General features: G+C 68.4%; 22 protein-coding genes. 18 read left to right on the top strand and 4 right to left on the bottom strand.

All coding sequences use genetic code 11. The annotated features are described in order from the left end of the window. Positions 1-100 precede the first annotated feature (100 nt). Positions 101-643, bottom strand: coding sequence for a hypothetical protein (locus ACIBVQ_RS38230; RefSeq protein WP_362911090.1), 543 nt, complete (start codon positions 641-643; stop codon positions 101-103). 138 nt (positions 644-781) lie between these two features. On the opposite strand from ACIBVQ_RS38230, the gene ACIBVQ_RS38225 reads away from it, so the two are divergent. The 3 genes from ACIBVQ_RS38225 to ACIBVQ_RS38215 are packed head-to-tail and all read left to right on the top strand — an operon-like array spanning position 782 to position 3,437. Further along, entirely contained in the window at positions 782-1,456 is a 675-nt protein-coding gene (locus ACIBVQ_RS38225; RefSeq protein WP_399183711.1) for a response regulator, read from the top strand. After that, positions 1,453-2,832, top strand: coding sequence for an ATP-binding protein (locus ACIBVQ_RS38220; RefSeq protein ID WP_386194228.1), 1,380 nt, complete (start codon positions 1,453-1,455; stop codon positions 2,830-2,832). Before ACIBVQ_RS38225 ends, ACIBVQ_RS38220 begins: the two co-directional genes overlap by 4 nt. Further along, entirely contained in the window at positions 2,829-3,437 is a 609-nt protein-coding gene (locus tag ACIBVQ_RS38215) for a hypothetical protein (protein ID WP_399183709.1), read from the top strand. The genes ACIBVQ_RS38220 and ACIBVQ_RS38215 overlap by 4 nt, the downstream gene beginning before the upstream one ends. Before the next feature lie 118 nt (positions 3,438-3,555). Here the strand turns inward: ACIBVQ_RS38215 and ACIBVQ_RS38210 are convergent, their stop codons facing one another. Further along, positions 3,556-3,678 carry a hypothetical protein gene (locus ACIBVQ_RS38210; RefSeq protein WP_362783966.1) on the bottom strand — a complete coding sequence of 41 codons (123 nt, stop codon included), beginning with the start codon at positions 3,676-3,678 and terminating at the stop codon, positions 3,556-3,558. A 190-nt stretch (positions 3,679-3,868) separates the two neighbouring features. Between ACIBVQ_RS38210 and ACIBVQ_RS38205 the strand changes: the two genes are divergently transcribed. The 14 genes from ACIBVQ_RS38205 to ACIBVQ_RS38140 all read left to right on the top strand — a co-directional run bounded on the left by ACIBVQ_RS38205 (position 3,869) and on the right by ACIBVQ_RS38140 (position 20,959). Beyond that, a complete protein-coding gene (locus ACIBVQ_RS38205) occupies positions 3,869-5,689 on the top strand; it encodes a BTAD domain-containing putative transcriptional regulator (protein WP_399183707.1) in 1,821 nt (606 codons plus the stop codon). 33 nt (positions 5,690-5,722) lie between these two features. Next, positions 5,723-6,877, top strand: coding sequence for a sensor histidine kinase (locus ACIBVQ_RS38200; protein WP_386194235.1), 1,155 nt, complete (start codon positions 5,723-5,725; stop codon positions 6,875-6,877). Continuing rightward, positions 6,831-7,529, top strand: a complete 699-nt coding sequence (locus ACIBVQ_RS38195) for a response regulator (RefSeq protein ID WP_386194237.1) — start codon at positions 6,831-6,833, stop codon at positions 7,527-7,529. The genes ACIBVQ_RS38200 and ACIBVQ_RS38195 overlap by 47 nt, the downstream gene beginning before the upstream one ends. Positions 7,530-7,635: 106 nt before the next feature. Then, positions 7,636-9,075, top strand: a complete 1,440-nt coding sequence (locus ACIBVQ_RS38190; RefSeq protein WP_399183704.1) for an alpha/beta fold hydrolase — start codon at positions 7,636-7,638, stop codon at positions 9,073-9,075. 126 nt (positions 9,076-9,201) lie between these two features. Beyond that, the gene (locus ACIBVQ_RS38185) at positions 9,202-9,327 is read left to right on the top strand and encodes a lasso RiPP family leader peptide-containing protein (RefSeq protein WP_399183702.1); all 126 of its coding nucleotides are present in this window, start codon (positions 9,202-9,204) and stop codon (positions 9,325-9,327) included. A 79-nt stretch (positions 9,328-9,406) separates the two neighbouring features. After that, entirely contained in the window at positions 9,407-11,206 is a 1,800-nt protein-coding gene (locus ACIBVQ_RS38180) for an asparagine synthase-related protein (protein WP_352014865.1), read from the top strand. After that, complete coding sequence (locus ACIBVQ_RS38175; RefSeq protein WP_352014866.1) at positions 11,206-11,463, top strand: lasso peptide biosynthesis PqqD family chaperone; 258 nt, start codon at positions 11,206-11,208, stop codon at positions 11,461-11,463. Before ACIBVQ_RS38180 ends, ACIBVQ_RS38175 begins: the two co-directional genes overlap by 1 nt. After that, a complete protein-coding gene (locus ACIBVQ_RS38170; protein WP_352014867.1) occupies positions 11,460-11,882 on the top strand; it encodes a lasso peptide biosynthesis B2 protein in 423 nt (140 codons plus the stop codon). The genes ACIBVQ_RS38175 and ACIBVQ_RS38170 overlap by 4 nt, the downstream gene beginning before the upstream one ends. Next, complete coding sequence (locus tag ACIBVQ_RS38165) at positions 11,879-12,643, top strand: ABC transporter ATP-binding protein (RefSeq protein ID WP_352014868.1); 765 nt, start codon at positions 11,879-11,881, stop codon at positions 12,641-12,643. Before ACIBVQ_RS38170 ends, ACIBVQ_RS38165 begins: the two co-directional genes overlap by 4 nt. Beyond that, the gene (locus ACIBVQ_RS38160) at positions 12,643-15,207 is read left to right on the top strand and encodes an FtsX-like permease family protein (RefSeq protein ID WP_399183699.1); all 2,565 of its coding nucleotides are present in this window, start codon (positions 12,643-12,645) and stop codon (positions 15,205-15,207) included. Before ACIBVQ_RS38165 ends, ACIBVQ_RS38160 begins: the two co-directional genes overlap by 1 nt. After that, positions 15,207-16,961, top strand: a complete 1,755-nt coding sequence (locus ACIBVQ_RS38155; RefSeq protein ID WP_399183697.1) for an ABC transporter ATP-binding protein — start codon at positions 15,207-15,209, stop codon at positions 16,959-16,961. Before ACIBVQ_RS38160 ends, ACIBVQ_RS38155 begins: the two co-directional genes overlap by 1 nt. Positions 16,962-17,071: 110 nt before the next feature. Then, positions 17,072-19,744 carry a type 2 lanthipeptide synthetase LanM gene (gene lanM / locus ACIBVQ_RS38150; RefSeq protein WP_399183695.1) on the top strand — a complete coding sequence of 891 codons (2,673 nt, stop codon included), beginning with the start codon at positions 17,072-17,074 and terminating at the stop codon, positions 19,742-19,744. A gap of 13 nt (positions 19,745-19,757) precedes the next feature. Further along, positions 19,758-20,549 carry a class I SAM-dependent methyltransferase gene (locus tag ACIBVQ_RS38145; RefSeq protein ID WP_399183693.1) on the top strand — a complete coding sequence of 264 codons (792 nt, stop codon included), beginning with the start codon at positions 19,758-19,760 and terminating at the stop codon, positions 20,547-20,549. Positions 20,550-20,554: 5 nt separating this feature from the next. Next, positions 20,555-20,959, top strand: coding sequence for a nuclear transport factor 2 family protein (locus ACIBVQ_RS38140; RefSeq protein WP_399183690.1), 405 nt, complete (start codon positions 20,555-20,557; stop codon positions 20,957-20,959). On the opposite strand, the gene ACIBVQ_RS38135 is transcribed toward ACIBVQ_RS38140, so the two are convergent. Then, a complete protein-coding gene (locus tag ACIBVQ_RS38135) occupies positions 20,907-23,783 on the bottom strand; it encodes a BTAD domain-containing putative transcriptional regulator (protein ID WP_399183688.1) in 2,877 nt (958 codons plus the stop codon). The genes ACIBVQ_RS38140 and ACIBVQ_RS38135 overlap by 53 nt on opposite strands. A 1,057-nt stretch (positions 23,784-24,840) precedes the next feature. Between ACIBVQ_RS38135 and ACIBVQ_RS38130 the strand changes: the two genes are divergently transcribed. Next, positions 24,841-25,287, top strand: a complete 447-nt coding sequence (locus ACIBVQ_RS38130; RefSeq protein ID WP_352014875.1) for a helix-turn-helix domain-containing protein — start codon at positions 24,841-24,843, stop codon at positions 25,285-25,287. Between the two features lie 201 nt (positions 25,288-25,488). On the opposite strand, the gene ACIBVQ_RS38125 is transcribed toward ACIBVQ_RS38130, so the two are convergent. Continuing rightward, positions 25,489-25,935 (bottom strand): nitroreductase/quinone reductase family protein, encoded by a 447-nt coding sequence (locus ACIBVQ_RS38125; protein ID WP_352014876.1) that lies wholly within the window; start codon positions 25,933-25,935, stop codon positions 25,489-25,491. Between the last annotated feature and the right edge of the window lie 356 nt (positions 25,936-26,291).

The following is a 26,291-nucleotide window of genomic DNA, read 5'->3' as shown; positions in this document are numbered from 1 at the left end:
GCACGCGTCCTGTCCCCACCCCCGCGAGGACAGGACGCGTCCCCTGGTATCCCCTGGCCACGGCGCCGTCACGGACTCCGTCTCACGACGGAGACACGCCCTACTTCTCCTCGTACGGCGCGGGCGGGGCCAGCGGGGCGCACTTCTTCTGGGCCTTCTCCCAGGCGTCCGACTTGGGCTTGACCTCCTGGAAGTCGGCGGGCTTCTGCTCATCCGTTTCGATGGGCTGCCAGACGCCGTTCTCCCGCAGACACTTGGCCCACGTGGCGAACTTGGCGTCCTCCTCGGGGGTCGTCGGCCCGCCGCCGAGGATCACCCAGTCCCACTCCTTGCACGCCTTCATGGCGGCGGTGAGCTGGGCCTGGGTGCTGTCGGTCACGGCGCTGGTGTCGAGGTCCTGACCCTTGACCGGGTCCGGGATCTTGATCTTGTTCTCGCGCATGCATCCGGCGAACTTCACCGCGGCCTCGTGCCAGCTCAACGTGGCCGGAGCGGCGGAGGGAGCCGTGGCGGGCTCGGCGGAGGTGGCGGCCTTCGCGCCGGAGTTCGCCGTGCTGGCGAAGCTCTGTACCCCGCACGCCGTACTCAGCGCCAGTGTGGGAAGGACGGCCAGTACGGCGAGACGCCGTTTGGTGATCAACACGGTTCTCTCCAATGGGTCGGTTGACTGCCCATCACCTTGGCCCGTCCATATGAGCGACCCGTCCACACCATGTCATGAACGTGTAATAGCTTCCGAGACCGGACAAATCGCAAGTCATGGCCGTCGATACTGGAACGCATGGCACGCGTGTTGCTGGTCGAGGATGACCCGAGCGTCAGAAACGCCCTGACGATCGCCCTCAAGGGCAGGGACCACGAGGTCGAGTCGGCGGCGTCCGGGGAGGAAGGACTGGCGCTGCTGGCGCACTTCGCCGCCGACGTGGTGGTGCTCGACCTCATGCTGCCCGGTATCGATGGGTTCGAGGTCTGCCGCCGCATCCGCGCGACCACCTCGACCTCCATCATCATGCTCAGCGCGCGGGGCGACGACTTCGACGTGGTCGGCGGTCTTGAGGCCGGAGCGGACGACTACGTGACCAAACCGGTGAGACCCCAGGTGCTTGAGGCCCGGATCAGGGCGGTGCTGCGCCGTACGGAGAGTGTGCCCTCTCCGGTCGAGACCTACGACACGCTGCGCATCGACCGCGCCTCCCTGACCGTGAACAGGGACGGGCGGCGGATCGCGCTGCCGCCGATGGAGCTGCGCCTGCTGCTGCACCTGTCGGCCGTGCCCGGGCAGGTCTTCAGCAGGCAACAGCTGCTTGAGTCGGTGTGGGACCACGACTACCTGGGCGACTCACGGCTGGTCGACGCGTGTGTGCAACGGCTGCGTTCCAAGATCGAGGACGTGCCGGGCGAGCCGAGATACGTGCAGACCGTGCGCGGGTTCGGGTACCGCTTCGGGCCGGTATGACCTGGCTGCGAGGACTACGGGCCCGGCTGGTCATCACGTTCGTGCTGGTCGGCGGGCTGAGCGCGGTCGGGGCCGCCGGGCTGACCTACTACAAGGCGCAGAACAACCTGCTGGCCGGAGCGCAGAACCGGCTGCTGAAGGACTTCAGGTACCGGGTGCTGCTGCTCTCGCGTGACGTCGCACTGCCCGCGAACGACGAGGTCCTCGACCAGCTGGCCGAGGACCTGGAGGTCGGCAACCGCGACGTGTACGTGGTCAGGGACGGCGAGGTCCCCTCCGACAACCGCATCACCGGTGAACTGCGTGCGAGAGTCCTGCGGCGGGACGAACTGGTCTGGCAGCGGGTGGTGGACGATGGCGTGCCGTACCTCGTGGGCGGCAGCAGGGTCATGTTCGGCGCGGGCGGCGAACCATCGGGTATCACCGTCTATCTCGTCGAATCGCTCTCGCAGACCGCCACCGACGAGACGGCCGTACTGCGCGCCGCCCAGACCGCCACGCTGCCCGCCGTACTGCTGGCGGTGCTGGCCGGACTGCTGGCCGCGCGTGGCGTGCTGCGCCCGGTCGCCGACCTGGACCGCGCGGCCCGCCGGCTGGGTGAGGGGCGGCTTGAGACCCGCCTGCCGGTACGGGGCGGCGACGAACTGGCCCGGCTGGCCGGGCAGTTCAACGCGACCGCCGCCGCGCTGGAGCACTCCGTCGGCGAGCTGCGTGAGATGGAGGCCAGGTCACGGCGGTTCGTCGCCGACGTCTCCCACGAACTGCGCACCCCGCTGGCCGCCGCGACCGCCGTCACCGACGTCCTGGAGGCCGGAGCCGACCGGCTCGACCCCAACGCCGGAACCGCCGCCCGGCTGGTGAGCGCCGAGATCTTCCGGCTCACCAGGCTCGTCGACGACCTGATGGAGATCTCCCGCTTCGACGCGGGCGCCGCCGTCCTCAACCTCAACGACGTGGACGTCGGCGCCGCCGTGGCCGCCTGCCTGCGCTCACGCGGCTGGGGCTCCGAGGTCGTCGTGGACCTGCCGCCGGACATCGTCGTCCCCCTCGACCCACGCCGTGTGGACGTCATCATCGCCAACCTCGTCGGCAACGCGCTGCGGCACGGCGAACCGCCCGTCACCGTCCGGGTGCGCGCGACCGACGACATCGCGACGGTCGAGGTCTCCGACCATGGCCCCGGCCTTTCCGCCGACGTCCTTCCGTACGTCTTCGAACGCTTCTACAAGGCCGACGCCGCCCGTGCCCGCTCGGAGGGCAGCGGCCTCGGCCTGGCCATCGCCCGCGAGAACGCCCTCCTGCACGGCGGCGACCTGACCGTCGCCCCCGGCCCTGGCGCCGTCTTCACCCTCACCCTGCCGAGGAAACGCACATGAGAGCCCCCCTTCTCACGATCTGCGCGGCACTTCTCATGGCCTGTACGGCCTGCGGCATCGGTCCCAGCGAAGTGATCGGCGCCGGAGAACCCGCCCGTGGTTTCATCCAGGGCACTCCCCTGTACTTCGTGCGGGACGGCGATCTCATCCTGGTCAGCCGTCCCGACGCTCCGTTCGGGGCCTCCGAGGCCGTCGAACTGCTGCTCGGAGGGCCGACCGATCGGGAGCGGGAGCTCTCCCTCGGCACCCGGCTGCCCGATGGCCTGGCCGTCAAGGTGAGCGACCACGGGTTCACGCTGGACACGAGCGGTTCGAAGATGAGGAAACGCCTGACACCGACGATCCAGCCACGGAGCAAGGGCGTTCCGGCGATACCGGACCGCCGGTTGTCGACCCTCGACCTCGACCTGGTGGAAAAGCCGGAGGACCGGGCCAGTCTGGAGCCGCAGTCGTTTCCGACGGTCGGCCGCCTCTCGCGGCTGGCCACGGGACAGCTCGTCTGCACGATCGCCACCGCCACGGCAACCAGGAACCACATGAAGGTGAACGACGTGCGGGTGACCGTACCGGGTGGAAAACAGACACGCTGCAAGGACTTCATGTGACGTCCGGCCCGCACCGGCCGGTCGTCGAACGGAAAGCGCTTCCGAAAACCCCGTCCACGGCGAATTCCGAAGCGCCTCTCGAACGCGCCGCCTCGGTCCTCCCGAGCACGGTGGGAGATCAGTCCCAGGGGGTGTCGACCAGGGAAACCGACGGAAGAGGGCCGGCGCAGGCGGCGGTCGCGGCATAAAGCAGGGTGGCGGCGGTGACGATGGTGGTGATGACCAATTTCCTGACCGGCATGGTTACGACCTTTCGCCTCGGTTGAACTCGCTGACTGCGACAGCAGGAACGTAGAGAGAAAGTCCTTTGCGGCCCTATCCCGCGCCTTACTCGCCCGGACGAGTAAGGCGCGATAGAACGGCGATAGAGCCATGACAGCCGCCTGCTCATCATGGAACCTGAAAGGGTTGCCACCGGCAGGAGGCGAGACATGGTGCGAGAGGCGGGCGGTCGGTCAGCGGAGCGGACACGCGCGAGGACGAGCCGGTCCACGCGCTTCGGCTTCCTGGGAGCCGTGGCGTTGTGGAAGGAGGACGGGGAGGTCAGGCTCTCCACAAGACGGGCGAGGACGGTCATGGCCCGGCTGCTTCTCTCCCCGGGCCAGTTGGTGAGCATGGACGCCCTGGTGGACGGACTCTACGGCGAGCGTCCTGTCAAGAGCGCGCGCAACCAGATCCACCGAGGGGTCGGGGAACTCCGGCAACAGGGCGTCCTCATCGTCGAGCAGGACGGTTCCTACCTGCTCAGCACCCCCACCGAGGTGATCGACGCGTGGCGGTTCAAGAGTCTGACCGAGTCCGCCAGGACCGCGGCGCACCCCCGGGACAAGGTCAGGCTCCTGCAGGAGGCGCTGAAGGTCTGGCGTGGCCCGGCTCTGGCCGGGTTGGACAGCCAGGTGTTCAGGGCAGCGGCTGAGGAGTGGGAGGAGCGGCGGCTGACGGCGATCCAGGAGCGCTTCGGAGCCGACCTGGCCCTCGGCAACCACAACGACCTGATCCCCGAGATCCGGCGCCTGACCAGCGAACACCCGATGCGTGAGCACTTCTCCTGGCAGCTCATGACGGCCTGTTACCGGGCCGGTAGGACCGGGGAGGCCATCGCCGCGTTCACCAGGCTCCGTGAGGAGCTCGCCGAACAGCTGGGCATCGACCCCTCTCCCGAGTTGCGGCACCTGTACGAGCAGATCCTCCGCCAGGAACCCGTACCGACAGAGGACGCGCCGGTTCCCCGGCAGCTCCCGCCCCGCCCTCTGAAGATCACCGGCCGGTCCTGGGAGTTGGAGCGGATCCGGACGGCGCTGGAACGGGGCAGCCGTACGGTGGCGATCACCGGAGCCAGTGGCTCGGGCAAGACGACGCTGGCCCTGGAGGCGGCCCACGGTTCGGCGGAGCTCTTTCCCGACGGGCAGCTCTACAACACCGAGCCGGACGACGTGCTGCCCGGCATGCTGCGCGCGCTGGGCGACACGAGGGTGCCGAAACGGCAGGACGAACAGAACGGCCGCCTGCGCACTCTCCTGGCCAGTCGGCGCATCCTCATCGTGGTTGAGAACGTGGCCGGCGCGGCGCAGGTCCGCTCGTTCCTTCCGGCCTGCCGGGAGTGCGCGCTCATCGTCACCAGCCGTTCGTCCCTCTCCTCGCTGCGTGAAGCCGTACAGATCACGCTGGGCGGTCTGTCCGTCGATGACGCGTGGGCGCTTCTCGCCGACGGTGTGGGGGCCCATCGCCTGGCGGCCGAGCCCGAGGCCACCCATCGGGTGATCGAACTGTGTGACGGCCTGCCTCTGGCCGTGGACATCATCGCCGCGAAACTGGCCGCCAGACCGCACTGGGACATCGCCACCCTGGCCGCCCGCCTGGAGGGCCCCGGCAGAATCCTGTCCGAGCTGCGCCATGACGACCTCGACATCCGCGCCGCCCTCGACAGCGGTTACCTCTCACTGTCCCCTGAGGCCAGGACGCTGCTCAGGAAGATCGGCTACTCCGGAAAACAGGATGTCTCGGTCCAGGACGCCTCGTGTTTGGAGAAGATCTCACCGGCCGAGGCGGAATGGCGGATCGAGGCCCTCGTCGATGCGCGGATGCTCACGGTCTCCGGAATGGAAAGCGGTGGGCGGTTCACGTATCACTGCCCTCCGATGGTGCTGGCGCACTCAAGGGAACGGGCCCTGACCGAAGATCAGATCACCGAACTCGACGCGGCCGTCAGCCGCGTTCTCACCGGGATGGAAGACTCGACAGGTCGCCATTGATCTCCAAACCACAGGGGGGCAGAGTGCAGAACTGTGCGGCGTAGGCGTTTCGGCGGATCCCGGACCGCGGACTGCCTGGTCATCCTGTTCGCCTGGATACTGTCCTCCTCCGGCGCGAGCGGGACCGCTCTCATCGTTCAGGCGCTCATCGGCGGTCTGGCCTCGGTCGCCCTGTTCCGGCGACGGACACAACCCGTCCCGGTCCTGGTCGTCAACCTCGTGTGCGCCCTGGCGACACAGCTCCTGGTGTCGCATCCGGTGCTGCCCGGGGCGCTGGCGGTGGCCCTGTACGCCGTCGGCAGGCACGCTCCGCCCCGCGTCTCCTGGACGGCGGCGGTGGTCGCCGGTCTGGTCTACGGCGGCACGCTCGTTGTTCTGCACGCCCTCGGCTCCCCGATCCTCAACCGGGACGCGGACGGACAGCTGTCCGTGGCCTTCCTCGTCGCCGCGCTGCTGCTGTGTCCGCTTTTCCTGCTGGTCGCCTTCGGGTGTCTGGTGCGGCTACGCCACGAGCTGAGAGAACGTGAACGGTCCGAACTGGAGGCGACGGCCGTACGGGCCGAGCGGGCGCGTATCGCGCGGGAGCTCCACGACGTGGTGGCCCACCACATCAGTACGGTGAACGTCCTGCTCGGTGCGGCACGGACGATCCTGCGCAAGGACCCCGACCGGGCGGAGACGGCGCTGGCCACGGCTGAGCGGAACGGTCGCGACGCCATAGCGGAGCTGCGGCACCTGTTACACGTGCTGCGCGCCGAGCAGACGCACAGACCCGAGAGTGAGGACCACGCGACGGGGGTCGCCCTTCTGCCCTCTCTCGTGGAGCGGGCACGGGGCGCCGGGCAGCGGGTCCGGCTTGAGGTGACCGGAGATTCGTTCCCGCTGGGGGCCACCGTGGACAACGCGGTCTACCGGATCGTCCAGGAGGCGCTGACCAACTCCCGCAAACACGCCGCCGGAGCCGCGGCCACCGTCACGGTGGCCTACCTTCCCGGGGCTGTCGAGGTGGAGGTGAGCGACGACGGCCCGGCCGTACAGCACACGTCGGAGACGAACGGCTTCGGCCTGCGTGGAATCACCGAGCGTGTCACCCTTTGTGGCGGGGAACTGCAGATCGGGTCCGTTCCAGAGGGAGGTTTCCGTGTCCGTGCACGCATCCCGGCCGATCAGGGTGCTGATCGTCGATGACCAGGCGCTGATCCGGGCGGGTTTCGGGATGATCCTTGAGGCCCAGGAGGACATCGTCGTGGTGGGCGAGGCCGAGGACGGCGACGCGGCGTGCCGGATGTGCGCGCGGTCGGCTCCGGACGTGGTGCTGATGGACGTCCACATGCCCAAGGGCGTCGACGGCATCACCGCCACCAGGCGCATCACCGCCGAGCATCCCGGCGTCCGGGTGGTCGTGATCAGCACCTTCGACCTCGACGAACATGTCATGGAGGCGCTGTACGCCGGGGCGTCCGGTTTCGTGTCCAAGGAGATCCCCCCCGAGGAGCTGGTGCGAGCGGTACGGATCGCTCACGAGGGCGAGTCCGTGGTGGCCCCCCGGCTGCTGACCAGGCTGATCGAGAGCTTCGTCCGCTCACCGCCGCCACGCCACCGTCCCAGGCTGACGGGCGTCACCGACCGCGAGCAGGACGTGCTGGTGTTGATCGCCCGCGGCCACTCGAACGCCGAGATCTCCGCCGCTCTCAAGGTCACCAGATCGACCGTCAAGAACCACGTGACCAGCCTCTTCGCCAAAACCGGGGTACGCGACCGGGCCCAGGCAGTGATTCTGGCCTACGAGGCCGGACTCGTGAAGCCGGGGGACCAGGCCCCCAGAGCGGCCGGCTCGTAGGACTCGGGTCCCAGGGCGAGGACCCTCTTGGAGGGGGAGGAAACCCCGCAGGTCAGCGGCGATCCTGAAGAAGTCCGCAGAACACGGCTTCTTCATGGAGAGCACCATGAAACTGCTGGCCGCCGGTTTCCTCATGACCGCGACGACCCTGTACACGGTGACACCCGCCTCCGCGGCTCCCATGATCGACTGGAGGCCCTGCCCGAACGACGTGGCCGCGCAGTGCGCGAGTCTGCGGGTTCCCGTGGACTGGGCGCGTCCAGAGGGCCGGACGATCGCACTGCGGCTCATGAAGCTGCCGGCCCTCGCGCCGGACAGGCGCATCGGCACCCTGTTCGACATCCCCGGCGGGCCGGGGGAAAGCGGCACGGAGGCGCTGAAGCGCCCCTCTGAGCTGCACAAAGCGCTGCGTCAGCGGTTCGACGTCGTCGGCTACGACCCGCGTACCACCGTGGCCCTGTCGGCTCTTCCCGCCTCGTGCACCCGGACCTGGTCCACGCTCACCGACCCGCGCGACCATGCCGCCTACGCCGGACAGGTCAGGGCCCTGAGCAGAGGGGTCGCCGCCTGCAGGCGCGACGATCGCACCGGCCTGCTCACCCACCTCGACTCGATCTCCGCGGCCAGGGACATGGAGGCGGTCCGCCGAGCCCTCGGCGAGACCCGGCTCGCCTTCACCGTCAGGTCGTACGGCGGGGTGCCGATGACGGCCTACGCCCGCCTGTTCCCCGAGCGCGTCCGCGCCGCCTACCTCGACGGGGTTCCCGACCACGTTGACGCGTGGACCGGCAGAGGCAGGGAGTGGCTCACGGGCACCGAGCAGGCCTTCGACCGTTTCGTCTCCTGGTGCGCCGCCACCACCGCGTGCGAACTGCACGGCAGGAACGTCAGGTCGCTTTGGCGCCGGCTGGTCCGCCGGGCCGACGCGTTCCCCGTCCCCGTGCTGAAGGGGGCCTTCGCCGGGCGCGAGCTCACCGGCTGGCACCTCAGGATCTCCGCTCCCGTCCTCCTGCTGCCCGGTGTCGCCGGCGACAGCTCCTGGCGTGCCTTCGCGGCGTCCGTACGGGGAGCCCTGCGGGGGGACGCCTCGGGGTTCGCGATGCCGAGCCTCGGAAACCTGCGGCACTGGACCAGGCCGGTGGTTCTCGCCCTGCAGTGCCCGGACGGCCTCTGGGGCAGGACCGGTTACCCGGCCCTCCGCGGAAACCGTGGGTTTCTCGAACGGCTCTCCCCCGACTTCGGTGCCCTGTCCTATCCCAACCTGGCGTGTACCGGCTGGACCGTCCCCCTTGCCAATCCGCCCCGGCCACTGCCCGCGAGGAGGCTTCCCCCCTTCCTCGGAGCGGGAACCCACCCGGGCGACTACACGCCGACCCGCCGCCTGCTCAGGCACATCCCGGGCTCGGCGACCGTGCGCTACGACGGCCCGGGTCACGTCATCTACCTGGGCGGAATGCCGGGCGCCCACTGCGTGGTCGAGCACGCGGTGCGCTACCTGACCGACCTCACCCTGCCCTCGGGTGCCGTCTGCCGGGCGAAGAAGTGACGAGGAAGCGTGCGGGAAACGGGGCCTGCGAGAGTTTCACATGTCAGCAAGGACGGGGCGAAACAAAAAACGCCCCGGCCATTAAAACTAAAAAACACGCGAAACGCGTTTTCGAAAGGAAGAAACATGAACGAGAAGACCTTCGTCTACGAGGTTCCGGCTCTGGTCGAGGTTGGCAACTTCTCCGAGCTCACCCAGCTCACCAACCGCGGCAAGTGGGCCGACAGCATCTGGGGCTACTACTTCGACTAATTCGAAGAGTAACTAGCCGCGACGGTGTCCGGCGGCGGCGCCGCCGGACACCGTCTCCAACACGGAAAAGGAGGCCGGGATGAAATTCATCATTTTTCCCGACAATCCGGAAGCGGACAGGATCAGGAGTATCCTTCCCACCGCGCTCGGCGAGAAAGTGTTGACGCATCGTTCCGGCCGACCGTGGCTTCTGGGCCAGTGGCCCGACTTCGACATCGTCCAGGCTGAGTCGGCACACGCCAGGGTCGCCCTTCTGGGAACGGTGGACATCACCGAGACCGCCCTGGCCGAACGGCTCCGCCGGGTCCGCTCCATACGTGACCTCGACGCCCTGGCGAGCTCGATCGCGGGGTCGTTCCACCTGATCGGCTCCGTGAACGGCACGGTAAGGGCACAGGGCAGCATCTCGACCGCCCGGCAGATCTTCTACGGCACCGTCATGGGCGTCACCGTCGCCGCGGATCGCCCGCAGAGTCTGGCCGAGCTCACGGGGGCCGGGATCGACGAGGAACGTCTGGCGCTGCACCTGCTCACCCCGTTCGGAGCGCCGTGGCCGTTGAACGAGGTGAGCATGTGGAAGGGCGTCCGCGCCCTGACCCCGGGGTGCTACCTGGAGATCTCCGCCAACGGCGCCGATCGCCAGGTGCCCTGGTGGACGCCTCCCGAGCCCACGGTCCCGCTGGCCGAGGGAGCGGTGAAGGTCCGCGAGGCCCTGGACGCCGCGGTCACGGCCAGGAGCCGGGGAACCGGAGTCCTCAGCTCGGACTTCTCCGGCGGAGTGGACTCCACCAGCCTGTGTTTCCTCGCCGCCGGGAAGAGCAGCGAGCTGGTCACCGTCCACTACGAGGCCTCGGGCAGCCTGAACGACGACAAGCACTGGACCGACCTCTGCAGAACCGACCTGCCGCACGCCCGGCATCTGACCGTACCGCGCGGCACGGGCCCCGCCCTGTACTCCCCTTTGGCCGAGGCCCGGCTCGACCTTGAGGGGCCTGCTCCTCTGGCCCGCCCCCGCGCGCGCATCGAGCACGTGCTGCGGCTGGCCGCCGAAACCGGTGCCACCCGACACATGCAGGGAACGGGGGGCGACGAGCTGTTCTTCGCCACCACCACCTGCCTGCACTCTCTGTCACGCCAACAACCGCGACGGTCCATGCAACACATCAGGGCCGCCGCGTCACGATATCGCTGGAGCCTGGCCACCACGGTGCGCCAGATGTCCGCCATCAAGCCCTACGCCCGCTGGCTGGCCAGGAGCACCGACCAGCTCACCGACCAGCGGGTCTGGGGATACGAGACCGGGTGGGAACCGTCCCTCCGCATGCCGCCCTGGGCGACCGAGGAGGCCGTGCTGACCGCGCGCAGGTTGATCCGCGAGGCGGCGGCCGCGGGCCCCGAACCGTTCTCCCCCCTGCCGGTCCAGCACGAGATGATCCGCGCCGTACAGGCGAACGGCTGGATCATCCGCGGAGTCTCCCGGATCGCGGAGCAGTTCGGCATCCTGCTGGAGGCTCCGTACACCGATGACCGTGTCCTTGAGGCTGCGCTCTCCATCCGCCTTGAGGACCGGATCTCGCCCACCCACATGAAACCCGTCCTCGCCACCGCGATGCGAGGGCTGGTCCCCCATGTCCTCGACCGCCAGACCAAGGCCGACGGAAGCACCGACTTCTACGAGGGGTTGCGCCGGCACCGGCACGAGCTCTGGGCCATGTGCGAGGACTCACACCTGGCCAGGATGGGTCTCATCGACCCTGAGGCGATCCGCCCGGTCCTCTTCGGAGAGCACGCGGACGCACGGCCGTTCATGCCGTTCGACTCCACGCTGGGTGTCGAACTCTGGCTTCGATCCACAGCCGACCGTGAAGGAGCACCGTGATGGCCTGGCGTCTGCCCGCGCATGTGACGTTCACCGAAACCGACACCGGGGCGGTCCTTCTGGACAACCGCCGCGGCAGATACTGGCAGACCAACGACACCGCGGCGATCGTGCTGAAGTGCCTCATGGCCGAGGGGGACCTCGAATCGGCGGTCGCGGTGCTGCGTGAACGGTACCCGGACGCGGCGGACCGGGCCGCCGACGACGTCCAGCAGATGATCGAGAAGCTGGCCGCGGCCAAGCTGGTGACCCGGTGAGTCCCAAGATGGTGGCGCTTCAGCAGGCCACCGCGCCCCCCTGGCGGCTACGCCCCGTCGTGCTGGCCGCCATCCTCCTGGCCTGGCCGCTGGCCCGTTGCGCCCCCTACCGGTTGCACGCCGTACTCCGCTCCCTGAGCAAAGGGGCCAGGGCGGCGACCGCGGAGGAGGCGGAGCGGGCCAGAAACGCGATCGTGGGCCTGAGCCTCAGGCACGGTGGCCCGCGCTGCCTCGAACGATCCATCGCGATCGCCCTCATGTGCCGGGCGGCGGGCAGCTGGCCGGACTGGTGCGCGGGTGTGAGCACCCACCCCTTCGAGGCCCACGCGTGGGTCGAGGCGGAGGGGGAGCCCATCGGTGAGAACCCCGACGAGATCATTCATTTCTTCATCACCATGAAAGTGTCGGTCCGCTCATGACTGTGCAGAAGACCTCCGTGGAACAGCGGCTCTCATCCGCCGTGGGTCTGGAGCAGGTGAGTCACGTCTACGGCGCGAACGAGACCACCGTCACCGCGCTGAAGAACGTGACGTGGTCCTTCACGCCGGGCTCCTTCACCGCGGTGATGGGGCCCTCGGGCTCCGGCAAGACGACCTTGCTGCAGTGCGTGGCGGGACTGCTCGAACCCACCGACGGCTCGGTTCTCCTCGGCGAGCACCGCCTCAACGGAATGTCGGAGAAGAAGCTGGCGACCATCCGCCGTGACCTGATCGGCTTCGTCTTCCAGGCCTTCAACCTGATCCCGGCGCTCACCGCCGCCGAGAACATCACGCTCCCCCTCCGGCTGGCGCACCGTGCCACGGACCAGGCCTGGATGAACGAACTCGCCAGTCGCGCCGGCATCGCCAACCGCCTGAGCCACCGGCCGCACGAGCTGTCCGGCGGGCAGCAGCAGCGGGTGGCCATCTGCCGGGCGTTGATCACCAAGCCACGCGTCCTCTGCGCCGACGAACCGACCGGTGCCCTGGACAAGGCCTCAAGCAAGGCGGTGCTGTCGGTGCTGCGCGACGCCGTCACCGAACTCGCCCAGACCGTGATCATGGTGACCCACGATCCGGTCGCCGCCGCCCACGCCGACCAGGTGCTCTTCCTCGTGGACGGAAGGATCGTCGACGTCATGACGGCGCCCACCCCCGAGCGGGTGGCCGCCACCATGACGCGTCTGGCAGGTGAGGACTGATGCTGTCCATCGCATGGAGCACGCTGCGGCGTCAGCCGGGCGTGCTGCTCGGGGCGTTCCTGATGATCGCCATCGGGTCCGGCCTGATCAACGCGTTCGCCGTCATCCAGTACTCGGCGACGCACGCGGAGGCACCGGTCGAACGGTACTCGGCCGTCCCCGTCGTGGCGGGAGGGGGCACGGGGCTGTTCACCCAGGAAGCGGTCAAGCGGGTCCGGGGGCTTTCCTCCGTCCGCGAGGTCGTGCCGGAGCTGACGTTCACCGCGATCGTGCTGGACAGGCACGGGCAGCCGGTGCTTCCGCTCACGAGAATCGCGCAGTTCGGTCACGCCGCGGCGAGCGCGAAACTCACCCCCTTCGCTCTCCGTGAGGGCCGGTGGCCCGCCGGCCCCGACGAGGTGGTGCTGGACCGGGAGCTGGCCGAGGCGGCCGGGGTGTCTCTCGGACAGCCGGTGCCGGTGCTCGTGGCCGGCGCGAGCCGTACCTACCGGCTGGCCGGGACGGCGGAGCCCGGATCCTCAACAGGGCCGCTGCCCTACCAGCGCACGCTCTTCTTCGCCGACGAGCGCGCCGCCGAGCTGGCCGGACGCGGCGCCGGACGGGTGGACGCGCTGGGGATCTCCGTCAACTCCGGGTTCAGCCCCGCGACGGTCGCGGCGGAGGTCGAATCCCTGCTGAGCCAGACGGTCCGGGGTGACGCCCCGGGACCGGCGGGGCTGCCGACCCTGCGCGTGGCCGCGGGAGCCGACCGCGGCGTACTGGAGGGAAGCCTGCCCGACGACCGGGCGACCGGACAGACCATGAGCATGCTGACCGCGATCGTCGCCCTCATGGCCATCACCGTGATCAGCGGCGCGCTGATCACGTCGATCCGCCGCCGTTCCCGGCAGCTCGCCCTGCTCAGGGCGGTCGGCGCCACCCCGGGACAGGTCAGGTCCCTCTGCCACGCGGAGGCACTGATCCTCACGCTGGTCGGCGGAGTCGTCGGAGGTGTCCTGGGGCTGGGGATGGCCGAACTGCTCGTCGTCGCCCTGCGTTCCAGGGAGATCTTCAACCCGGCGTTCCGGGTGAGCTACAGCGCGCAGCCGATGGTCCTGGCCCTCGTCGCCACCATCCTGGCCGGCCAGGTGGCCGCCTGGCTGACGGCACGCACCGCGTTGAGAATCAGGCCCGCGGAGGCTCTTGCCGACTCCGTCGCGGTGACCGAGCAGACCGGGAAGAGCACTCTCAAGATCGTGGTGGGTGTCCTGGCGCTGGCCGGCGCGGGCACCGTCCAGGTCCTTGGCATGACCGGTCTGATGCCGCCCGCCCTGCGTGGCGTCTACGGCGTGCTGGCGAGCGGGCTGGTCATGGTCGGCATCGGGTTCATCGGTTCCTGGGTGGTCTACGGACTGGCCCGGGCCAGCCGTGCCCCCATCACCGCGCTCTCCTCGGTCAGCGGCTATCTGGCCGCCGCGAACGTACGGTTCCAGCACCGCCGGTACGCGGGGGTCGTGGCACCGCTCGCTGTGGGAGTGGCGATCGCGGGATGGGCCCTGAGCAGCCTCCCGCTCTACACGCTCAGCACGACGGAGGAGGCGGCGGAGCGGATCAGCGCGGACTACATCCTCAGGACGCCGCTGATCCGCGACGCCTACATCGGGCTCAGTGAGAAGACCCGGCAGGAGGTGGCGGGCATCGCCGGTGTCACGGCCACCGTCGGCCTGTGGGACGCCTGGGCTCAGGCCACGCCCGTACGCACGGGATCGGCCGGGGGGATCCAGGACACCGCCGCCACCTACGCGACCGTGACCACCGGCAAGGTCGACGGGCTGCTCGACCTCCAGATCCAGCAGGGCAGACTCTCCGACGAGGGAGTCGCCGTGGGCCACTCCTACGCGCAGCAGCGTGGCATCTCGCTCGGAGACCGGGTGGAGGTACGCATCACGGGCGCGTCGTCCCCGGTCGTCCTGCCGGTCACGGCCGTCTTCGGCCTGGACAAGGGCGGCCAGGAGGGTCTGCTGCTGCCCGGCCGTGCCCTCTCGGGCCATGTGGCCACGCCCGCCTACAACCGGATCCTGGTCCAGGCCGAACCCGCCGCGCAGTCGCGACTCCACGACGTCGCCGGAGGGAGCGGACTGGTCAAGGTGGAGTCGACAGGGGAGTTCCGTCAGCGGTACGTGGCGGAGCGCGCGGCCGGCACCTCCAGCATCGGCATCCTCGCCGTGGTTCTGGTGGGCGGCTTCCTCCTGTTGGCCGCGGTCAGCGCGCTGGTGCTGAGCGCGGTGGACCGCGCCGGGGAGTTCAACTCCTTCCGCCAGATCAGCGCGGCCCCGCGGCAGATCATCGTGATGGTCGTCTACGAGATGGTGCTGACGGTCGTCCCCGCCTGGTTGCTGGGGGTGATGGCGACCGCGTGGATGGCCTTCCTCATGGCGGGCGGAGACGTCGCGGCGGCCGTACGGGCGATGCCCGTGGGCACCCTCGCCACCTTCGGGCTGGTCGGGCTGGTCACCGCCGTCGCCGGATGCCTGGTGGCCTCGCGTACGGCGATGAGAAGCCTCAACCGATTCGAGATGGGCTGATGAACGCCACGACGGGAGACATCCGGACACGCCTGCCCGCCTGGCGGCTCCTGGCGAGCCACAGCCTTCCACACCGCGGGCCGCTCCTGGCGGGCGGTGCCCTGAACCTCGTGGGAACCGCGGCCGGACTCGCCCAGCCACTGGTCGCCAAGCAGGTCATCGATGCGATCGGCGTGGGAGGGGCGTCGTGGAGCCCGGTGCTGGCACTCGTCGGGCTCGTCGTCCTCAGTGCGCTCTGCGCCGCATGGGGCACCTACCTGCTGGAACGGGTGGCGGCGTCCGTCGTGTGCCGCGCCCGTGGCAACCTCATCACGAGGATCATGCGTTTACGGGTCGACGCGCTGGACCGCCCCGGCGACCTGATCTCACGGGTGACCTCCGACACGACGCTTCTGAGCGGCGCCGCCTCGCAAGCCCTGGTTGAGCCGCTCAGCGGCGCCCTCATGCTCGTCGGCGGCATCACGCTGATGGCCCTGCTCGACCTTCCGCTGCTCGCCGTCACCGCGGGCATCCTGATCCTCATTCTGGGAGTGGTCGGCCTGGCCATGCCCAGGATCTCGCGCGCCCAGCAGGGTGTGCAGCAGTCGGTCGGAGAGATCACGACGGCTCTGGAACGGGCGCTCGGCGCCTTCCGCACCGTGAAGGCGAGCGGTATGGAGAGCGCCGAGATATCCCGGCTGGGAACCGCCGTCGACCAGGCGTGGCGGCATACCGTCGGCGCGGCGAAGTGGGCCGCGCTCGCCCGGGTCTCCTCGGGGCTCGCCATCCAGGTGGCCTTCCTCACCGTGCTCGGGGCCGGGGCCGCCCGGGTCGCGTCCGGTGATCTCTCCGTGTCCTCGCTGGTGGCGTTTCTGCTGTACCTGTTCAACCTGGGCCAGCCGATCGCGACCCTCGTGCAGGGCGCCACGGAGATGCAGGTGGGCCTGGCCGCCGTACGTCGCATGCGCGAAGTGGAGGACCTGCCGGTCGAGGCGGAGGGGCGGCCCACGGCCACGGTGGACAAGCCCGTCTACCGGCAGGCCACGGCCGCCTTCCAGAAGGTCTCCTTCGGCTACGGCGAGGAGCCCGTCCTGCGCGAGGTCAGCTTCACCGTCGCCGGCGGCGAGGTCACGGCGGTCGTGGGCGCGTCCGGCGCCGGGAAGACCACCCTCTTCTCCCTGCTGGAGCGCTTCTACGAGCCGTCGTCGGGGATCGTCACGCTCGACGGCAAGGACGTGCGGCAGTGGCCGCTGGCCGAACTGCGTCAGCAGATCGGTTACGTCGAGCAGGACGCCCCCGTTCTGGCCGGCACGCTCAGGGAAAACCTGTGTTACGCCACACAGGAGGTCTCCGAACAGGAGCTGGAACACGCGCTGGCCAGGACGAGGCTCACCGAGTTCGTCGCGAACCTGCCCGACGGTCTCGAAACGCGGATCGGCCACCGGGGCACGACGCTCTCCGGTGGCCAGCGTCAGCGGATAGCCATCGCACGTGCCCTGCTGCGTCGTCCGCGGATCCTGCTGATGGACGAGGCGACCTCCCAGCTCGACGCGGCCAACGAGCTCGCGCTGCGGGAGACGATGACCGCCGTGGCGAAGACGACCACGGTCGTCATGATCGCCCATCGGCTCTCCACCGTGGTGGGGGCCGACCGCATCGTGGTGTTGGAGGGCGGGCGGGTGCGTGCCAGCGGAACCCACGAGGAACTGCTGGCGGCGGACGGCTTCTATCGGGAACTCGTCGGCAGCCAGCTCCTTTCCGGCCGGCGCGCCTGAGGAATGCCGTGATCGACGAGATACGCTCACGCCCCACCGGCCCTGTCCGGGTGAAGGCCCCGGTGAGGCTCTACGGAACCCGTTACGACCAGGTCCCTTTCGGTGGGCTGGTGGAAAGGTTCGCCGACCGTCACCGAAGCCTCCTGAGAGCGAAGGCCGCGGCCTTCGAGGACGTCCTCACCGAGGACGCCTGGGACTCCCTGACGGCGAACCTGATCGACGGCCTGGTCTCCGTCAGCCACCAGACTCTGATCTTCGAGCTCAACGAGTCACGGACCGGCGGGCTGCTCACCGGAGAGACGCCCGAGGACAGATATCGCCATTACAACGACCACCTGCTGGGTGACCCGTCCTACCTCGCCACTCTTTCCGGCAGGTACCCCGGGCTCGGCCGGGCTCTGCTGAGCCATGCGGAGAACTGGCTGACGAACTCCCTGGAGCTGCTCTCCCGGCTCACCACCGATCTTCCTCTGCTTCGGCGGCATGGATGGATATCGGAGGGCACGACGACGGTCGACGCGCTCCGCTGCGGCCTCGGGGATCCGCACAACGGCGGCCGATCCGTCACAGAGGTGGCCTTCCACGGCGGAGTCCGGGTCATCTACAAGCCCCGGCCACTCGGCGCCGAGGAGCTGTACGGCCAGGCCGTCACGTTGCTCAACGACCTGAACGGTCTCGGCGACCACGGCGACAGGACCGAACTACGGGCGATGCGGGTCATCAACCGGGGCCGGTACGGCTGGTGCGAGTTCATCGGTCACAGTCCAGCCTCCGGTCGCGAGGCAATCAGCAGGTTCTACCGCCGGATCGGCTCCTGCGCCGCGCTGCTGACCTGTCTGGCCGCCACCGACATCCACATGGAGAACCTCAGGGCGGCGGGCGAGTTCCCCGTTCCGATCGATCTCGAAACCGTTCTCCAGCCCTCGCCCTCCTCCTCGGCCGTCGCGGACTCCGCCGCGGACAGGGCCTTCGCGTCGCTCTCCCGAAGCGTCCTGGCCACCGCGATGGTCCCCGGACGGCAGCTCCCCCTGGAAACCAGTGCGATAGGCGGTGGACTGGGCGGTCCGAGGTCACTGAGAAGACTCGCCCTGGTCGCGCCGTTCACCGACGTGATGCGGACAGGGCTGATACCCGCGACCCTGGAGAAGACCGGGAACCTTCCCTTCCTGAACCACGGGAGGGTTCAGCCCGCGGCCCACGTCCCCGATGTCGTCCGGGGATTCCTGGACGCCTACGACGCCATCGCGGCGAACAAGCCCGCCTTCCTCGCGCTGGTCCGCCGGTTCCGCGACGCCGAGATCCGCTATCTGCCCCGGCCGACCCAGGTCTACGGCGTGCTGTTGGGCGAGCTCCATCATCCTCGTCGTTTTCGAGAGCCCCTGGAGACGGGGGAGCTCTGGCCCGAACCGGCCGAGGCGGAGCGGGACCGGTTGCTGGCCGAGGCGGAGCGAGGCCAGTTGCTGGCCGGGGACGTTCCCCGCTTCTTCACCAGCGCCTCGTCGACCTCGCTCCGTTTCGGGGAGGACGGCGAGATCGACGGCTTCTTCCACGAGACGGGCTGTGAGGCGGTCGAGCGCAGGCTGCGGATGTTCGGCGCCGAGGACCGTGCCGCCCAGCTGGACATCCTGACCTCCGCTCTCAGCACCCTGCCGCACTCCTCGCCCCCCTCCGTCCTCGCCTCCTCCCGCCCGGCTTCCGGGCGGAGGAGCCTGCGGGACAGCACCCGTGAGGCCGTCGACGCGCTGGCCGACGAGGCGATCCTCGGAAGAACGGACTGTACCTGGATCGGTCTGGCCGGAGACAGCGCGAGCGACGAGCCACGCACCTATGGGGCACTTCCCACAAGGCTGTACGACGGGCTGTCCGGTATGGCCCTCATGTTTGGCTACGCGGCGAAGGTGTACGGGGATGATCGTTATCTTGGGCTGGCGTCACGGAGCATGCGTCCGGTTCTCGCCGAACTGCGGAACGAACGGCTGGTCGGCGCGTACACGGGAATGGCGGGTACGTTCTACGTCCTGGCGCACCTGGCGGTGCTGACCGCCGACGAGACCCACCTCGACGTCATCGACCGCTGGACCCCGCTCTTCATCAGGAACATCGGTGAGCGGTGGGAACCCGGCCTGGTCTCGGGGCTGGCCGGGGCGGCCGTGGTGGCCTGCGACCTCTACGAACGACATGGCCTCTCCGGGCTGAAGCCGGCGATCGCCCTCTGCGTCGAGCGGCTGACGGGCTCTCCGTGGGATGACGTGGACGACGGCTTCGCCAACGGGAGGGCCGGAATCGGCTGGGCGCTGCTCAGGTCCGGCCGGGCCCTGAAGGATGCCGGAGCAGAGGAGGCGGGACTCCAAGCCCTGGCCTCCGGCCGGGGCATGACGGCCTCTGAGCCTCACTGGTGCAGCGGCGCCGCGGGAACGGGAGTCTCCCGGCTGCTCGCCCACCGCCTGCGGCCCTCCCCGGCGTTCGTCGAAGAGGTGGCCGGAGCCCTGCCCGTGGTCACGAGGAAAAACCCGCCCGCCGACCACGGTCTCTGCCATGGGGGGCTTGGCGGTCTGGAGTTCCTCCAGCTCACAGCCGAACGCCTCCCCCGGCTGGGGCGAGAGCCGTACCGGCGGATGAGGCGGGATCTCGTGGCGAGCGGCGCCGTCGTCGCACACGCGCACGGCGGCCGTTTTCCCGGGCTGCTCACCGGAAGGGCCGGAGCCTGCCTGTCCCTGTTGCGGCTGGTGGCCCCGGAAGAGGTGCCTTCTGTGCTCTCCCTAGAAGGGGCAAAAAAGACATGAGGGATTTTTCATTATGAATACTGACAATCGCGTACGGCGTCGCGAGCTTTTCAACAAGGACGCGGACGGCTACCGTTCATCGCGGCCCGGCTACCCCACCCGCGCCTACCGGCTTCTTGAGGAGGCCGGCGCGCTGCGCCCCGGCGCCAAGGTCCTGGAGATCGGCGCGGGCAGCGGGCAGGCCACCCGGGAACTGCTGGACCGGGGCGCCGATGTCTGCGCCGTGGAACTGGGGGCCGACTTCGCGGCCCGGCTCCGTGCCGAGTTCCACGACCGGCCGCTCACCGTGATCGAAGGTGACTTCGACGCGCTCCCCGACCTCAGCGGGGGCTTCGACCTTGTGGTGTGCGCCTCAAGCCTGCACTGGCTGGACAGGTCCACCGCTCTGCGGAGGATCGCGTGCCTGCTTCGTCCCGGCGGCTGGATCGCGGCGTGGTGGACCGTCTACGGAAACCCGGCAAGGCCCACTCCTTTCCGCAGCGCGCTCAACGCCGTTCTTCGCCACCACCGCCCTGCGGGAGTCCTGGATGTTGTCGGACCGTTCGACCGTGATGTCTGGATCGAAGCGTTGGGCGCCGCCTCCTTCGAGGGCATCCGGACGGAGGTGATCCAGTGGCCGATGACGATGTCGGCCCAGGAGCTCTCCCGGCTGTACGCCACCTTCGCCGCAGTCCGGGAACTCTCCGAACCGGTCAGGGACGCCCTTCTGCGGGACATCGAGGCCACCGCGGAGGCGCTCGGCGGCCGGGTGACGGAACACTGCGTCACCGTCGCCTACCTGGCCCGGCGAAACCTGCTGGGCTGACCCTCGTGCCGCACGACGAACAGCCCCCTGGAAGCGTCCGTAGCGCCCACCTGGCGACCATGGCCGCCGACCACGCCCAGCTGAGCTACGAGTATCTCAATTCCGGTGACATCGACGCCTACACCTCTCTCTTCGAGAAGGACGCCGTGTTGCACCGCCCGGAGCTGACCATCTACGGAAGAGAGGAACTGGAACGCTACCACCAGCGGCACGCCGGTCTCCGCCGTTACTCGGTGAGCAGGATCATGGTCTCGGCCTGCGGGGAGCACGTCGTCGTCATCGGCAGCACGACGGAGGCGACCGCCGGCGAGCAGACGGGTTTCGCCGACGTGTTCACCGTTTCGGACTGCGGCCTGTTCATCTCTCAGCGAGCCTTCCACTTCGCTCTCGGACGACGAGGTCCGCGATGATCCTCCCGGCCTCCCTTGTCCACTGCGTCGCCTCCCGTTCCTGGAACAGCGCCTGAGCCTTCTCCGCCAGCTCCCGCGCCTGGACGACGTCTCCCTGGACGGCCAGGACCCGAGCCAGGTCGAGCCGTATCTGAGCCGCGCCGAGATCGTCCATGACGCTTTCCCGGATCTCAGCCGCGTGACGCAGGGCCCGCTCGCTCAGATCGAACTTCCGGCGATGACCGTAGACGACGCCGAGACTGTGCAGGGCGTAGCTCTCGCCGATGATGTCGCTGTTCTCCCGCACCATTCGCAGAACGGCGCTCCCCACCTCTTCGGCCTGCTTGTAGTTCGCGCTCAGAAGATGCGCCTTGCCGAGCTTGTGCATCACCTGGGCCTCCACCCGGAGACTGCCCGTCTGCCTGGCGATGTTCAGCGCATGGCCCAGCTGCGCCTCCGCCTGCGCGTACCGTCGCCCGTCGAGTTCGATCTGGGCGAGCTTGGCCAGGACGTGGGCCTCCCCGACCAGGTCGCCGACCTGCTGGAAACCGGTGAGCGCCTGCCTGTACAGGTGTTCGGCCCTGTCCGGTGAGCCCTGGCGGTATTCGAGCATCGCGAGGTTCCGCAACGCCAGCGCCATGCCGTGCGTCTCCCCGAGCTCCTGGAACCGGGTGAAGGCCAGCTCCAGCAGGGGCCGTGCCAGGGCCGGCCTCTGCTGGTTGAGGTGCATCGAGCCGAGTGAACACATGAGTGCCGCCATGCCTCGCTCGTTACCGGCCAGCCGAGCGGCGCTGAGGGCGCTCTCGTGAGTGTCCTGCCAGTCCTCGAAGTAGCTGCGTGTCTCGAAGAGGGTGACCAAGGTGACCGTCAGGTCCCAGCACACCTCGACCAGACCGTGTTCTCCGGCCAGGACCACCGCCGCGCAGAGATTGGCCCGTTCCTGCTCCAGCCAGTCGAGGGGACGCGTCAGGAGGCGGTCGAGCTGGTCCTCGGGCAACCTCCAGCGCGGCGCGTCCCCGTGCAGCAGGGTGTAGTCACCGCCGTACAGCCGCCGATGCGCCTCCTCCGCGAGGTGCATCCAGCAGCCCAGCACGCGTTCGAGAGCGGCCGTCTTGCCCGTGTCGTCCTCGTGCTCGTCCAACCTCTCCCGTGAGAAGGCGCGGATGAGGCCGTGGAACTTGTAGCGCGGGTAACCACCGCCGTCGATGCCCGCCACGTCCAGCAGCCGGGCGTCGACGAGCTCCTCAAGGCGGTCCATGGCCCGATACGTCTCGCCGTCGAGTACGGCCGCGGCGAACCAGTAGGGAATCGTCTCGCCTTCCGCCAGGCCGAGCAGGTCCAGCAGCCGACGGGCCGTCTCACCCATCCCGTCGTAGGTGAGTGACAGGCTCTTCCTGACGACCATCTCACCGTGGGCCAGTTCGTCGAGGCGATACCGTTCGTCGGTCAGCCTTCGCACCATCGAGGCCAGCGACCAGTGGGGGCGGGCGGCCAGCCGGGCCGCCACGATCCGCAGGGCGAGCGGCAACCCTCCGGTCATGTGGGTCAGGGCGGAGGCGGCGTTCGGCTCGGCCGCCACCCGGTCGGCTCCGATGACCTTGGCGATGAGCGCCAGGGAACTGGCCTCCTCCATGACGTCCACCTCAAGCTGCAGCGCGCCGGGCAGGCCGGTCAGGCGGGCCCGGCTGGTGATGATGACGGCGCAGCCGCCGCTGCCGGGAAGCAGCGGCATAACCTGGGTCTCGCTGACCACGTCCTCAAGGACCACCAGCATCCGCTTGTCGGCCAGCAGACTGCGGTACATGGCGATCCGCTCCTCCACACTCCCGGGTACGGCGGGGCCGTGGATCCCCAGCGAGCGCAGGAAGGTGCCGAGCACGTCCGCCACGGGCGCGTTCTGCTGCTGACTGCCTCGCATGTCCCGGTAGAGCTGGCCCTCGGGGAAGACCTTCGCGAGACGGTGCGCGACGTGTACGGCCAGGCAGCTCTTTCCGGCACCGGCCTTGCCGGTGATCACCACGACCGGCGTCGCGGTGTTGCCGCTGACGCGCAGGAACTCCTCGGCCGCGTCCACCAGGTCGTCGTGGCCGGTGAAGTCCTGGATGTCGGCGGGCAGTTGGTGCGGGGGAATCCGCAGGGAGGGCGCCGGCTGATCCGGTGTGAGCGTGACGGCCTCCCTTCCCGCATCGGCGAGCAGCAGCGAGTCGTCGCCCTGGAGGATGGCCGCTTCCAGCCGCTGCAGCTTCTCCCCCGGTTCCAGGCCGAGTTCGCCCACCAGCAGGGCTCGCCCCATGCGGTAGACCTCCAGCGCGTCGGCCTGCCGTCCCGACCTGTGCAGGGCGAGCATGAGCTGACCGCGCAGCCGTTCACGCAGCGGGGTGTGCTCCACCAGATCGGTCAGCTCACCGACCAGTTCACGATGCCTGCCCAGGCTCAGCTCGATGTCTATGCAGCACTCCAGCGCGGCCTGCCGGGCCTCGTCCAGCCGCAGCGCCTTGCCCTCCAGCAGGCGGCTGACGGCACCGCCGAGAGCGGGGCCGCGCCACAGGGAGAGCGCCTGCCGTAATGTGGCCGCCGCCTCGGCGGCATCCACCTGCGCCAGGTGGTCGGCCTCCCTCACCATCGTTTCGAAACGGTAGGAGTCCAGGTCTTCCAGCGATATCTGCAGACAGTATCCGGGCGAACGCCGAATGATTTCTCCCTTGGCCGGGATGAGGGCCAGCAGCCGCCTCAGTGCCGAAATGCAGATCTGTACCTGGCCGCGCGCGCTCGGCGGGGGGTCCTCACCCCAGACGGCGTCGATGAGGTGCTCGGTACTGACGATGTGATTGGCCTGCAGCAGCAAAGCACCGAGGATGATCGGTTGCCTGCCGGGTGAAATGGAAATAGGTACTTCACCGTCGTGCAGATCGATAGGGCCGAGGATACGGAATGGAGCCGTCGCGCCTGTTGCCATAGCTCACCTTTGCATTGCAGCAAACAACCCAAATGGATTAGGAAACTTTGCGCATCCCCAGAACCTCATAGGCTCTCCAGCCGATTACATCAATGTATATCGAGATATAGCGAAGGTCGAGAGAATTCCCCCGGCCACACCGTTTCCCTCACATCCCGGCCACCCGGACAGGGAGTCGGGCATGAGAACCCCCGACCACCTCGTCCACACATCAGATCCACCGGAAGGCGCACGGAACCGGTATGACGTTCACCGCATCATCGGCAGCGACCGGGCCGACCGTCGGCGGGCCATGCGACCGACACCGTCCCGAGAGATTTCTCCCGCGTTCCCCTGCCCGCGGAACCGATCAATGTCGTCACCGGTTGTTCCCCACCGCCCCCTCCGAGGAAATACGCATCTCCAGCATCGCCTCACAGAGCCGGCAACCGTTCCGGGAGAACCGGAGTCACCCCCAAGATCCACCTTCAAGTCCGTCCGAAGAAAAACGCGGCAACGGTGAGGCGGCCGCCCTGGATCACACACGTCCGCACCCCCTACAAAACGCCCCTGCGGAGAAACGCCCCATCCGACATGTAGACGACCGGGCACGCAGCGTACATGTGCGGGAACAGTCGCGTTTGATCGATGAAGCGGTCACGGCATCCCACCGAACAATCCCCTCGCCCCGATCTCGTTCGGCCGGACGACGGATCCCCCGATCACAGCCGCCAGGGGGCAGCACGCCGGCCTGAATCAGCAAGCTTCCGGGATGCAGGAACGAACAGCCACGCACCCCAACACGTCAGTTATGCCAATAAATTTCCATATCTGGCACGTTATGAACGTATCGAAAGTTTGCACGGCGGTACATTCGGTGTCAAGCTTGCGTGAGGCATCCGAGGGGGACATCACTTTCCAGTGCTACGAGAAGCCTCACTCTCAAGTACTACGACCGGAGGGAGCCATGTCTGCGAGGGCCTATCGCCAGCCACTGGCGGAGCTAGTTGACCACCTGTTTCTGACCGTCCTTCAGCAAGACGGGACCTCTTACAGCTACGAACAGGTGGCCAGGGAGATCACAGAGCGAGGCACCCCGATCTCACACACGACACTCTGGCGGATACGGACCGGCAAGACCGACGACCTGTCGGTCTCCCATCTGGCCGGTATCGCCGATTTCTTCGGCGTCGACTTGGCGTACTTCTTCGACGAAGCCTATGCCGCCAAAGTCGACGCCGAGTTGGAGCTGCGAATCGCGATGCAGAACGTAGGTATACGCAAGGTCGCGATGCGAGCCGTGGGGCTGTCGTCGATGGGGGTGGAGAGTCTCACCAAGATCGTCAATGTGATCCGTGAGATGGAAGGCCTGCCGCCGTTCGACTCCGAGGCCGAACCCGATGCCCAACCGTAGTCAGCGACACATCCCGTTGTCACAGCAGAAGGCCGTCGCGCCTTCCGCATGGTCGTTGACGGTTGCACCAGAGTTCCGACGGTAAACCGCCGGGAGCGACACCACCACCCACAGCCATCACGCGATCTTCGGATGCCCCCGGGAACTCCGAACGGTCACGTGGTGGCCGTCCACCCGTGGCCCCGGCCGGCGAAGCGCGGTTCAGACCTCCACCGCAGGATCGAACGCCGTCTCCCCCGTTCCCTCGGCGGGTTCGAGGCGGAAGACAGCGGTGCGCACGGTATGAGGAACGATCGTCTCCAGACTGTCGCCCGCGCCGAACGGAAACGCCTCGGTCGCGAAGGGAAGGTCCAGAACGGACAGATACGTTCTGATGACCCGAGCCGCCTCCTCACCTTCGACAAGAAGAGTTCGCGACGGCCCCCTCTCCTCACCGTGAACGTGACACTCACCAGAGGCGAGGAGATTTTTCACCCACTGTCGTTGCCTGTTCGGCGCGACCAGGTAATGTTCACCGGAAAGCTGGACAACGGCGATAGGCGTCCGGCGGGGCTGCCCGGTGTGACGACCTCGCGTCTGGATGACACGCAACGCGTATGCCGCTTCACGATAAGGCTGAAGGGGCATGTGCAAGATCTTCTCGATCATCGTGGCATTGATGTCACGCGGGTCCGTACTCGGACTGTTCATAATTCCCCGTTTACCTGTGGTCAGCAGCGATTCCCGGACCGGATCTTGGAGGAGTCTAGTGGCTTCCTCCCACACTGTGTAGTTCTGCGTCAATGAGGAAGGCGCCGAGATCCGCATCCAGCGGGATAACCTGGCCCCTGGGTCGGCACGGACAAGACCCATGCGAAAAGCAGCGGCCCGCGCCTGCGTGGCTTCGTGAACTCCCGGCCGCCGGAACATTGACCCTTTTTCATCCTTAGGCGGCCTGGGCAACGCGGTGGTTCTGAAGGACGGCGATGGCCTTGCAGAGGTGGCCGGCCTTGGAAGGGCTGCAG

It is taken from the genome of Streptosporangium sp. NPDC049376, from assembly GCF_044466505.1.
Lineage (GTDB): Bacteria > Actinomycetota > Actinomycetes > Streptosporangiales > Streptosporangiaceae > Streptosporangium.
Note: the sequence above shows the minus strand (reverse complement) of the source record. Positions and strands in the feature narration are given on the sequence as shown.